This is a genomic window from Oligoflexus tunisiensis, assembly GCF_001748245.1.
Lineage (GTDB): Bacteria > Bdellovibrionota_B > Oligoflexia > Oligoflexales > Oligoflexaceae > Oligoflexus > Oligoflexus tunisiensis.
Genome location: NZ_BDFO01000001.1, coordinates 3,549,111 through 3,561,734, shown reverse-complemented (window position 1 = coordinate 3,561,734; position 12,624 = coordinate 3,549,111). Strand labels below are relative to the sequence as shown.

Below are 12,624 nucleotides of genomic sequence, written 5' to 3'. Positions count from 1 at the left end.
TATGAGCCTGAAGAAAGAAAAACCAAAGACTGAGGAATACGAGCGCAAATTCCAATTTCTGCTCGAATCGGCTAAGGCCATGGCTGAAATCCGGGACCTGGACAGACTTCTGGACTTCCTGGCCAAGCAGTCGATCAAAGCCATCCGAGCTGACCGATGCAGCATATTCCTGCTCGACACGGATGGAAAGAGCCTTTGGTCCAAGGTGGCTCTGGGTGTCCAGATGATAAAGTTCCCCAAGGATACAGGCATCGCGGGCTATACGGTCACGACCGGAAACGCGATCATCATGGATGATCCCTACAGCGATATTCGTTTCAATAGGGACATTGATAAACAAACGGGATACCTGACGCAAAGCATTCTGTCCGTTCCCATGTTCACCAGTGACGAGAGAATCATTGGCAGCTTCGAGCTCATCAACAAGAAGGATGGGAAATTTACCGAACAGGACCTGGATTACCTGCAGGCCTTTGCGAACCAGGCTGCCCTGGCCATCGAGATGTCCCTTCTGTATGGCCAGCAGAAAAGAATCATCGAGGATCTGAAAAACACGCAGAAGAGACTGGAACTCAAGATCCAGGACATCGAGTTTGTTTACCGGCTCGAACAGGCTTCCAGTCAGGCCATGAGCATTGATGACTATCTTGGAAAATGCTTTGACATATTTCACAAGTTCTTCAATGGCCAGGATTTGGTTTTCTATTTAGTGGAAAACCGCGACCTGGCCTTATACCATGTGTTCGCCGAGGGAGAAAAAATTGGCCAGAAGACTTACAACCTTCATGATCTGCTGCAGCTCACCAAGGCTCGCAGGCAGGGCAACATAAAATCCATCAAGAACTTTGCGAACGGATTATCATTTAAGGAACTTCAGGCACTGTTAAAGTTGAAAGGCGAACGCCTGGCAAACATCACCTTCAACCTTGAAATCGGCAAAAGTGGGCAGACGTCTTTCGGCTGCCTGGAGGTCATCTCAAGAGAACGGACCGTCACGCCTATCGAGGCTTCACTGCATGAGATTATTTCCCAGCAGATCTCATCGTCCGTTCATCAATACAAGCTCCTTGAGGAAAGAGAACGGGCCAATAAGTTCGCCGAGATTGGCCGATTGGCGGCGGCGATTGTTCATGATTTCCGCAGCCCCTTCAACACCATCACGATCCTGGCCAGTCGAATGGCCAGCAAGAGCAATCAGGAAGGCCTTTCCAAAGAAGAGCTGGCGCGATCGTGCTCCGTCATCGAACGCCAGACGGATCGCTGCTCGCAAATGGCGGAAGAGCTGCTGTCTTTTGCGCGTGGTGAGAAGGTTCACAATCTCCAGGACGTCCAGGCCAAAGAATTTCTGCAGGAAGCATTCGATGCCTTCAAGGTCAAAGCCGAGGCGTCTCAGATTCAGTGTGAAATGCGGGTCGACTATCATGGGACGCTTTTGATCGACCGGGAAAAGATGACAAGGGCACTCCTGAATCTCCTCAATAATGCCTTGGACGCCCTCGAATCGGGCGGAAAGATATCCTTATCCTGTGGGCTGCGTGATGACGGCCGTGTCGAACTTCGTGTGAGTGATACCGGACCAGGTGTGCCCATCGGTTTACGAGATACCTTGTTCGATTTCCTCGTCACCGAGGGCAAGGAGCAGGGGACGGGTCTTGGGCTCTATATCGCCAAGAATATCGTGGAAGCCCATGGAGGCGTGATCTACCTGGATGATCAAGTGAATCAGGGGGCAAGCTTTGTGATTTGTTTATCAGCCTGACGCGGCCTCCTCCACACGTTCCAACGCCACCCCTCCTTCGTTCTCCGAACAATTCTCTTTTGACAATTCCGGATCTCCAGGCTTACAACCTCGGTAGCGCCCTCCCGGCATCTTCCAGGGCGCAACCCTGTGTACGACATGTTGAACTGCGAAAGGTTTCCAATGGGCAAATGGCAATTCTGGATCGACCGCGGCGGAACCTTCACCGATATTGTCGCAAAACACCCAGACGGTTTCCTTGTCACACACAAACTCCTGTCCGAAAACCCTGAGCAGTATCGCGATGCAGCCGTGGCAGGCGTTCGGTACCTACTGAAAATTCACGCCGGAATCACAGAAAGCACAGGGAGGTGGAGCGATGTCATCAGCGGGATCAAAATGGGGACCACCGTCGCGACCAATGCGCTGCTCGAGCGCAAAGGGGAACCGACGGCACTCGCGATAACGCGGGGCTTTCACGATGCTTTACGCATTGCCTACCAGGCCCGGCCACGCATCTTCGATCGTTCCATCGTACTGCCCGAACTGCTCTACAGTCATGTCATTGAAATCAACGAAAGGATCAGCGCCCACGGTGACGTTCTTGTTGAACTTGATAAGAATGCCGCCCGGGCCGCGCTTCGCGCCGTTTACCGGCAGGGGATCCGTGCGCTTGCCATAGTGCTCATGCATGGTTATCGTTATACGGCTCACGAAGAGGAACTCGAGCGTGAGGCCCGTGAGATCGGCTTTTCGCAGATCAGTGTCTCCCACCGTGTCTCGCCCTTAATGAAGCTTGTATCACGCGGTGATACGACCGTTGTTGATGCTTACTTATCACCGATTCTGCATCGCTATGTCGAGCAGGTCGAATCGGAACTGCCCGGTGTGGATTTGCAGTTCATGCAATCGAGCGGCGGTCTGACCAATGCCCGCTGTTTTCAGGGCAAGGACGCCATCCTTTCCGGACCTGCCGGGGGTATCGTCGGCATTGTACGCACAAGCCTGAATGCGGGCTGCGAGCGGATTATTGGTTTCGATATGGGGGGAACGTCGACGGATGTTTCTCACTTCGCAGGCTCGAGTCTTCAGGATCTCGAACGATCCTTTGAAACCCAGGTCGCCGGCGTCCGCATGCGATCCCCCATGCTCTCCATCCACACCGTCGCTGCGGGTGGAGGCTCCATTCTTCACTTCGATGGATCACGTTATCGGGTCGGACCCGATTCAGCGGGTGCAAATCCAGGGCCAGCCTGCTACCGACGCGGTGGGCCGCTGGCTGTCACCGATTGCAATGTCATCCTGGGCAAGATTCAGCCCGACTTTTTTCCAAACGTGTTCGGGGCTGAGGCTGATCAACCTCTCGACGTGGACACGACGCGCGCGAAATTCCGGCAGCTGGCTGAGGAGATCGCGGTCGCGACCGGCACGATGCGTACCCCTGAGGAAGTGGCAGAAGGCTTCGTTCAGGTTGCAACCCTCAACATGGCCAATGCCATCAAACAGATCTCGGTGGCACGGGGTCATGACGTTACCGAATATACTCTGGCCGTTTTTGGAGGCGCCGGAGGGCAGCATGCCTGCATGGTGGCCGACGCGCTCGGCATGAAACGTATTCTGTCCCATACCCTTGCAGGCGTTCTGTCAGCCTATGGCATGGGTTTGGCGGATCAAACGTCCACGCGGGAAAAAGCGATTGAACAAACTCTCGATCCGAGCGTGATGCCGATCGTATCCACAATCCTGGAAAGCCTCTCGGAAGACGCCATCGCGGAGCTTGCTGGTCAAGGCGTTGCACCGGAGCGTATCCAGGTGATTCATCGCGTGCATCTTCGCTATGAAGGCACGGATACGGCCCTGGTGGTCAACAAAGGAACTATTGAGAGCATGCGAACGGCCTTCGAAAACGCTTACCGCAAGCGATTTGCTTTTCTCATGGAAAACAGGTCGATCATCATCGAGGCGGTTTCGGTGGAGGCCGTTTTCTCCGGAGAATCCGTCGGTGAGGTAATGCTCGCCCTGCCGCCTCGCGATTCGGCGCTCCGTCCCGCGGCCTCTGTGCGAATGTTTTCGGGCGGGCGTTGGCATGATGCCCCTCTCTATCAGCGGGAGGCCATGAGGCCAGGCGATATGGTATCCGGCCCAGCGATTATCGTCGAAAAAAATCAGACCATCGTGGTCGAGCCTGGCTGGCAAGCGGATACTGTCAGGCAGGACAGTCTTATGCTCGTTCGCAGCGAAGCCAGGCCAAAGAACTCCGTGAGAGATACCCAGGCTGATCCTGTGCTGCTCGAGGTGTTTAATAATCTCTTCATGAGCATCGCCGAGCAGATGGGCTTTCGCCTCCAGAATACAGCTCACTCCGTCAACATCAAAGAGCGGCTCGATTTCTCGTGTGCAATCTTTGATGGCAAGGGAGACCTCATCGCCAACGCTCCCCATATGCCTGTTCATCTCGGCTCCATGGGCGAAAGCATCAGGATGGTGATCCGCGATAATCAGGGAACGATCAAGCCGGGCGATGTCTTTGTGCTGAATGCACCCTATAACGGCGGCACTCACCTGCCAGACATCACGGTCGTCACGCCGGTCTTCGATGAATTCCAACGGGACGTCTTATTTTATCTTGGATCGCGTGGTCATCATGCCGACATTGGCGGCATCACACCCGGCTCCATGCCAGCCGACAGCAAGGAAATTCATGAGGAAGGTGTACTGTTCGACAACTTCAAAATGATCGACGGCGGCCGCTATCGCGAAGCGGAAACCCGGGCCGTCCTGGCTTCCGGCCGGTGGCCTGCCCGGAACATCGATCAGAATTTGGCGGATTTGCGGGCCCAGGTCGCAGCCAATGCCAAAGGAGTTGAGGAATTGTACAAGCTGGTCGAGCATTGGGGACTCGACGTGGTGAAGGCTTACATGCAGCATGTTCAGGATAATGCGGAAGAGGCCGTGCGCCGTGTGATCACCGCCCTGGAGGATGGCGACTATGAATACCGTCTCGACCAAGGCGAAGCCAGGATTCAAGTCAGGATCCGAGTGGATCGCGTGAACCGCGCGGCCACCATCGACTTCACCGGCACGTCCGGACAGTTGCCAACCAACTTCAATGCGCCCCGGTCGATCGCAGTGGCAGCCGTTCTTTATGTGTTCCGCACGCTTGTGGATGCGGACATTCCCCTCAACGCAGGTTGTTTGAAGCCCCTTCATATTATTGTGCCAGAGGGTTCCCTGCTCAACCCACGCTATCCGGCAGCGGTTGTGGCAGGGAATGTCGAGACGAGCCAGTGCATCACGCAGGCCTTGTATGGGGCGCTCCGCGTGATGAGTGAAAGCCCGGGAACCATGAATAACTTCACATTCGGGAATGGTCGCTATCAATACTACGAAACGATCTCGGGCGGGTCGGCGGCCGGCGTCGTGCGGGGCAAGGATGGAACGATCGTATCCGGCTTTAACGGGACGGATGTGGTGCAGACTCACATGACGAACTCGCGGCTCACCGACCCCGAGGTCCTGGAGTGGCGATTTCCCGTGCTGCTGGAGGAATATCGGATTCGTCAGGGCTCGGGAGGTGCGGGCCGCTGGAAAGGTGGCAACGGTGGAGTGCGGCGCATTCGATTTCTCGAAGCCATGACGGCATCGATCCTTTCCAACAATCGGGTCCACGCCCCCCGGGGAGCGGAAGGTGGCGCTGATGGACAGATTGGTCTGAATTGGGTGGAACGTCAGGGCGGACAGATCGAAAAACTTGCAGGATGCGCTCGTATTGAGATGGCGCCGGGGGATGTGTTTGTCATCGAGACCCCTGGTGCTGGTGGCTATGGTCGTCCTATAGGGTGACTCAATGGAAAAGGAGTTTTTTCGTGTGGATCAGGAAAACCAGCAAGGATGAACGCAAGACGCTCATCGCGGCCTTTGCCGGCTATGGAGTGGATGCCTTTGATTATATGATTTATACCATGCTTATCCCGACACTCATCCTCGCATGGGGCATGACCAAGGCTCAGGCCGGATACATTGCAACGGGAACTTTGATAACCTCAGCCATTGGTGGCTGGGGCGCGGGTGTGTTGGCGGATAAATACGGCCGTGTTCGGATCCTGCAGCTCACGGTCCTTTGGTTTTCCTTTTTTACCTTTCTCAGTGGCTTTACCAATTCCTATGAGCAGCTTTTTTTCACCCGAGCCATGCAGGGCCTGGGTTTTGGCGGAGAATGGTCCGTGGGCTCCATTCTGGTCGCCGAGATGATTCAGGCGCGGCATCGCGGAAAAGCTGTTGGTCTTGTGCAGAGCAGCTGGGCGATTGGCTGGGGAGCGGCTGCTCTCGCGTTCTGGATTATCTATTCCCTGATTCCACCGGAGCTGGCATGGCGGGTGCTGTTTGGAATCGGCGTGTTGCCCGCTGTCCTGATTCTCTATATTCGGCGCCATATCAAGGAACCGGAAATCTATCGGGACCATAAGGCCAAAACCAGGAGCGATGGCGATGAAGGCAGCTTTCTGGAAATCTTTTCGCCTCAGCTGCTGAGCATCACCTTGCGCGCCAGCTTACTTGCTACGGGCATGCAGGGCGCATACTACGCCGTCACCACCTGGCTTCCGACCTACCTGAAAAATGAACGTCACCTCTCCGTACTCAACACCAGTGGCTATCTTCTCGTGTTAATTCTTGGATCATTCCTGGGATACCTGACCGGTGCCTGGCTCTCCGATCGCATCGGCCGCCTGCGCTGCTTTATGCTGTTCGCCAGCTGCGCGGGTATCCTGATCGTGACTTACACGCAGATTCCGATTACGGATGGGATGATGCTCATCCTCGGTTTTCCTCTTGGTTTTTTCCTATCAGGCATCTTCTCGGGAATGGGAGCCTATCTCAGCGAGCTGTTTCCCATCCGGGTGCGAGGTTCCGGTCAAGGCTTCTGCTATAACTTCGGTCGCGCGGCAGGATCCATTTGTCCGGCCCTGGTTGGCTATATGAGTGAGACCATGCCTCTTGGTGTTTCCATTGGCTATATGGCGGCAGGCGCCTACCTGCTGGTCACGATGAGTGCCCTGACCCTGCCCGAGACTCGTGGTCGGGAATTGAGCCATAAAGTCGCTTAGAATTGATAATGATTTTCATTTCCAATAATGGTAAGCACTCTCCCACGTCCACGACAGAGGAGAGTGAATCACATGAAAATGTTATGTATGGCCGCATTGGTCCTGGCTGCATCGGGTTGCGCGGAACCTCCATCAAATCTCAAACATAATCTGAAGCAGCCGGTGAACAGCACGGACAGCGGGCAATGGCGGGTCCTGAACGAGGACGAGTTGAGACGATTCGCGCAAGCCATGTTTGGTGCGGATGCCAGTCCGTCCCTGATCCTGGCCGACGATCAACCTGAGGTGCAAAAGCTTCAGGGCTGGCTGGACCGAATGGATGCCGCCTTACGGGCCCGCTATCCGGACCAGCTACGTTGGGCTCCCAAGCCACAGGCCAAGGTCCTGAATCAACCTGAAGTCAACGCCATGGTCAGCGCGGTGCCCGCATGCCTCGACTTTGCTCTACGCTTTGAAGGTTCATCAGGACCAGCAGCAAATTCCGTGTTACTCGACCGCAGGGTTCGGGATATGAAGGTCTTCGGCGATTTCTGCATCGAGACTGATCTGACTCATGATCAGCAGAAGTCACTGCTGTCCTGGTGGCTCCAGCCGTACAGAGGATGCACGATACGCTTCGAGGAGCAGACCGTGATCGCGGAAAAGGGCTGCGATTTCTATCTGGCTGCGGGCCCGGGAAGCATCGGCAGCGCGAGCAAGCTTATGGTGGCGCAGACCAGTTCCATCGTATGGGTCAACTCCGGTCTTCTCCAGCAATTGGATGAGCACGAGGTCGTCAGCGTTCTGGCCCATGAGCTCAGCCATTACTATATGAGCCACGGCAATGCTGATCCTGGGCTCTATTATTTTTTCTATCAGCTTGGCCCGCATAACAGCCAGCAGAAGCCCGCCCCTGACCCAAGTCTGGCCGCCTTCGGGGAAAAGCTCTGGAAAGCGTCGCAGCAGAAAGCTGACTTGATGAACCTCCATGCCGTGGAGGGACAGGCCTGGCACTCCATCCTCTTTGAATTCACAAAATATACGTCGAAACTCTTTTACGAAGCTGAGTGCCGCAAGGAGATATTCGACGGAAGGCCGTGCGAGAAGCCCTGTTATCACCTGAAGCAATTTTTTGATGATCCTCTCATCAGCAGTCAGCTGGCAGGATTCCCCGCCGTTCCTTTGAAGGCGGACAACCTTATGCACTACCGCCGCTATGAGGAACTTCTGACCTCATGCACGTCCGAGCTTTTTCTGACAGAAAAAGCCTTCGCGGAAGGCGGCGTGGCCCGCTGGTTGCTTGAACTCATGCCCTCTTATGTCGGCGATGGGGCTCTCGCAGCCCTGGGCATCCCTCTGGCGCAATTCCAGAAGGTGCGCGACGTCTACGACTTTATCCAAACTGAATATCCAAAGACGAGGGCTAGTCAGGAGGCCGAAGCCCATCAGGTCCTTCAGGAAGCCATCGACCGGCAGCTTGTCTACTACACAACGGAGCAGGAGGCCGATGAGCAATCCCTGGAGATGCTGCATGAAATGGGCATCGACCCCAAAACCGCGATTACAACTCAGCTGAAGATCGCCAGACTATCTGATCCGTTGGACCTTGCCTATGGTGAAGTCAGTGGAGAGGACTGCGAACGTCTCTACCAGAACCATTGGCAGGATCCATCAGGTGGGCGTGTGATGATACCCGTAGCCGACTGGCAGGATGATCATCACAGTCATTGCTTTCGAGCCTTCAATATGGATCGTGAAATTCAAGCCCATGATCTGAAACGCTGAACGATTGGAGCCGTCAGCCATGATGGAATGCATGGCTGTCAGCCTGCCAAGTCATACCCGCCTGTCCAGAACCCTTGAACTTCCCAAGGCACGCGCCGCAAGATTCAACAAAATATACCGGGATCACGTCCTTGGATCTCACGGAAAATCTAAAGTGACGGTCGCAAAACCTCATGATGCCAGCTGTTCCCAGACATATTAATTCGAGCCCATTTCAGGGCGAAATGAACTTTATAGGAATCGGGCACACAATAGAGACGAATTCCAAAGCTCAGAAGGACACTTGGCATCCATTTAGAGGAATACGCAATGAACTTCAAGATACTCCTGACCTTGCTCCTCGCCTCCCACACAGCCTTGGCCATGGGATCCCGCGAAAGCGAACAGCTTCTCGGCCTTCCCGAACGACCAGGCAACGCGCTCACAGGGACCCAGTTCATTCAGAAGATCAAACATGTGCCTCAATATTTACGCGAGAAAATGATCATCAAAGAAGTTTTGACGGGCAATATCCCTGAATTCCAAAGAACCCTGGTGCCTGTTGAAAGCACAATAACATCAGGCCCTTACCAAGGGCAAAAGCTTCGCTACTGGGTTCTTCCCGACTACCTGTCGATCGGTACAAACGACGACTTTGTGCGGGTACCCCTGAATCTGTATAGCATCCGAATTCTGGCCAGGAAGCTCAATCTCAGCATTCCCACCACAGACATGGTCGATGACATCTATACCCAGGCTCAACTCAAACTCAAACCCACCGCCCTGCCCAGCGGACGCGCGATGACCACGGTGCAATACTTTCAAATGCACAACAGGCTGGTGCAGAACCAAATCGAAGAGAGTGGAGGGACACCCGGGATGCTCGTCGCAGGCCATAAGAAGGATGTGGTCCAGAGCCTGCGCTTGCTCGCGAAGCCTCAGGCTATCGCCATCTATGGCTGGCACATGGACCGCAATCAACCCATACAGCCGCTGTCAACGATTCACGGGGCGGAATATGCGGACTACAGCCATGGCGTTCGCTTCGTTTCCAATATCGTCGAGGTGAATGGTCATGTCATGGATCTGCGAGCCGTGTTGGACCAAAAGCTTTCCGAGACCTTGGCCAGCAGACCTGCCAGGAAAAAGCCCCGCAGTTGATTGCGATCCGGCCTTGACCAGGGCCGGAATCATCCAACCTTACGCAACCTGACCTTCTCGTGAGCATAGGATGAATCCAGGAACCGATAGTAAAGTTTGGACGCGGCAGGGTCATCCCGCACGACAACATTCTGCTCGATAAGATCGAAAACGGTAAAGTCTTCGCGTTCCCCCTTGCTTAGGCTCTTATACACGCGCTCTTGCAGAATGAGAATGCTCGCCGGTTCCTTATCCTTGAGGATGATTTTCCGCATCCCCTCGTACCGAGTGGCCAGGATGATCGCTCGACCATAAAGATCATATTCCTTGGTGCCGGATTCAGGATAGAAGCCCGAAATGGAGTCCGCGGCAATTCCAATGCCACAGTGGATGGGCTCATCATAATCCAGAGTGCTGATCTCTTCTTGAAAAACCTGAGCGAATCGATAGGCAAGCTCAAGGGCACCATGAGCTGTTGATGGGTTCCTCGATTTAAAGGGGTAGCCCACACTGCAAAGGAAACCATCCCCCATTTCCTTGATGCGATAGCCATTCGACATCAGCTCGTTGACGTCATAGCCTTCCATAATATGTTCGTAGCAGCGCAGAAAAACCTTGCGAAAGAGATCCTTGACCTTGACATGCTGAATTTTCGAGCTGCCGATGATATCGAAGCAGATCACGCAGCCCTCTCCTGGACCGGTCGGCATGGTGTCTTCCAGGTTGCGGCCTGATTCGATCTGATGGATCTGATGGGGGTAAAACACCTTGCCCAGCTGATTGTAGGCGTGGTTCTTTTTCTTGGCCTCTTCGTACCGTTCCTGGATGAGGACTCTGATTTTGTCGCCCAGGGCCACGGATAGGAGAATGGCGTCAAGGAACGAACCCACCTGAACTGCGTTTTCTGCAAAAAAGCTGTGGGGGAGGAATCGTCTTGACGAAAGGGTGTATATGATAAATCCCGTGATCGTGAGTGAGAAAGCAACGAGGTACAAAATTCCGTTCCGGTTGCCTCTGGCTACAAGCATGCATGCGAGGCAAAGCAGAATAAGACCGCAGACAATCATGTGAATATTGAGCGCGTTCGTACCATTGACTTCGGACTGCCAGAAACTGCCAACCCACATGATAAAAGTCAAAACAGCCAAGCCCCTCAAGAACCAGTCGCTGCGTTTATACTGCTTATTCGTTCCCAGAAAGTTGCGTGTGAAGAGAAGAAAGAGCAGGAGGCATGCGTAGCCAGCGGTGTTGAATGACAATGAGACGTGGATACCTCCGAAATAATCATGAAGGACAACACCAAATCCTCTGAGGGTCAAGAAAACCAAAATAAAGCAGCCGAGGAATGAGGCGTATAAAGCATAAACTCTTTGGCGCGAAATAAGAAAAATGATCAAGTGGTAAATAAAGAGTCCAAAAGACGAACCAAAATAAAACGCTTGCCATATATACCAATGCTTTTTCGATAGGGTGTATTCACCTTCGCTATAAATCTTAAAATTAAAAAGATTCACGGTTCCGTCGCTATGGGTTTTAAAATAAACTGTGATGTTCCTTTTTTCAGGCGACAGAGTAATGGGGGCACCGAATTCGTTTCCCCAGTCGAACACGTCCCTGGTACTGGGATGATAGAACGAACCGGTCAGATTCCTCTGAATGACTTTCCCATCATGCACGACATAGACTTCCATGTGACGAAAGAAACCTTCGGCCATGAAAAAATATCGCCTTTCCAGACTTCCGAGGTACGAGACGTTGATGCGATACCAGACTACGTTCGCCGTAAAACTTATGCCAGGAATAGCCGTTTCGGAGATTTGAAACAGCTCGTCCTTGGCTCTCATAACCTCATCGATACTCAAACTATCATGTTTCTCAAACATATCCTGGTAAAATTTTTCGACCAAGGAAGCCTTTTGCTGAGGTGATTTCATTTCGTGATATCGAGCCATAAACTTCTTGTTGCGCCAAAACCTGGTTTCAAAATTCGCGCGGTCTTTAAAGTAGGCGATTTCACCTGCATGAGGTTCATACCGCAAAGCTCTATCTGTTAAAATAATGTCGGTCTGGGCCAGACTTGATTGGGAATAAAACGCGCAGAAGATGGCAAGAAACAACGAGTATAAGACGCTATATTGCATGGCACCCTTGCTGCTTGACCAAATAATAATAATTCCAGACGTCTCTAAAGACGCATGCTTTCATCGGAAGATTTCACGACAGGACAACCTTCCGTTATTGTAAGTAATGACGCCAGGACGTATGCACGTGAGAAACCTCTTTACAATCCAGAGCCTAGGAGGCTTAAGCTGTTGCCTATCGGGCTTTAAAGAATTATTTACCTGAATACCCCCATTGAGAAACTCCATCGACGCCATTGATTTTATATATTGGCGCCCATTCAATATAAGGACTATAAAGGGGTTCATGGGATACATCGAAACGAGACCGAAAGAAAGGAGCCAGCTCATGAGGAATGAGAATACCATACGCATCTCCGACAAAGACTACGATAACTTAATCGTCATGTTCGATTCACTCGGCGCAGCGGAAATCAAAACAACTCAACTGCTGGAAGAAGAGATGCTTCGCGCGGACATTGTGGAAGCCGAAAAAATGCCTCCGGATGTTGTCACGATGAACTCACGCGTTCAATTCGTGGATCTGGATACGGGACAGGTTTCCAAGGTTCGCCTATCCTACCCTTGGGAGTCGAATATTGAAGAGGGGAAACTTTCCATCCTCGCTCCCATAGGAAGCGCCCTGATTGGGCTGGGGGTTGAACAGGAGATCACGTGGCCGCTGCCCAATGGCCAGAGAAAGAGATTGCGGGTTACCCAGGTCACGTGATCTGGCCGTAAAGTTTACTTAACCCTCCGGCACGGGGGACATGAAACC

The 12,624-nt window shown here is 53.1% G+C and carries 7 protein-coding genes; 6 read left to right on the top strand and 1 reads right to left on the bottom strand.

Annotated features, from left to right (window positions below; all coding sequences use genetic code 11):
• The first annotated feature begins 1 nt into the window (after position 1).
• From OLTU_RS14875 to OLTU_RS14855, 5 genes are all read left to right on the top strand, one after another.
• On the top strand, positions 2 to 1,759 hold the full coding sequence (locus OLTU_RS14875; RefSeq protein ID WP_141733552.1) for a sensor histidine kinase: 1,758 nt from the start codon (positions 2 to 4) through the stop codon (positions 1,757 to 1,759).
• Positions 1,760 to 1,921: 162 nt separating this feature from the next.
• Entirely contained in the window at positions 1,922 to 5,581 is a 3,660-nt protein-coding gene (locus OLTU_RS14870) for a hydantoinase B/oxoprolinase family protein (protein ID WP_218110050.1), read from the top strand.
• A 23-nt stretch (positions 5,582 to 5,604) separates the two neighbouring features.
• A complete protein-coding gene (locus OLTU_RS14865; protein WP_141733551.1) occupies positions 5,605 to 6,843 on the top strand; it encodes an MFS transporter in 1,239 nt (412 codons plus the stop codon).
• Positions 6,844 to 6,915: 72 nt separating this feature from the next.
• On the top strand, positions 6,916 to 8,607 hold the full coding sequence (locus OLTU_RS14860) for a M48 family metalloprotease (protein WP_176736636.1): 1,692 nt from the start codon (positions 6,916 to 6,918) through the stop codon (positions 8,605 to 8,607).
• Positions 8,608 to 8,916: 309 nt separating this feature from the next.
• The gene (locus OLTU_RS14855) at positions 8,917 to 9,747 is read left to right on the top strand and encodes a hypothetical protein (RefSeq protein WP_141733549.1); all 831 of its coding nucleotides are present in this window, start codon (positions 8,917 to 8,919) and stop codon (positions 9,745 to 9,747) included.
• 29 nt (positions 9,748 to 9,776) lie between these two features.
• On the opposite strand, the gene OLTU_RS14850 is transcribed toward OLTU_RS14855, so the two are convergent.
• On the bottom strand, positions 9,777 to 11,633 hold the full coding sequence (locus OLTU_RS14850) for a 7TM diverse intracellular signaling domain-containing protein (RefSeq protein ID WP_218110049.1): 1,857 nt from the start codon (positions 11,631 to 11,633) through the stop codon (positions 9,777 to 9,779).
• 562 nt (positions 11,634 to 12,195) lie between these two features.
• Here OLTU_RS14850 and rnk point away from each other — a divergent pair.
• Positions 12,196 to 12,576: a nucleoside diphosphate kinase regulator gene (gene rnk, locus OLTU_RS14845; protein ID WP_176736634.1), complete on the top strand. Its 381-nt coding sequence runs from the start codon at positions 12,196 to 12,198 to the stop codon at positions 12,574 to 12,576.
• Positions 12,577 to 12,624: the final 48 nt, after the last annotated feature.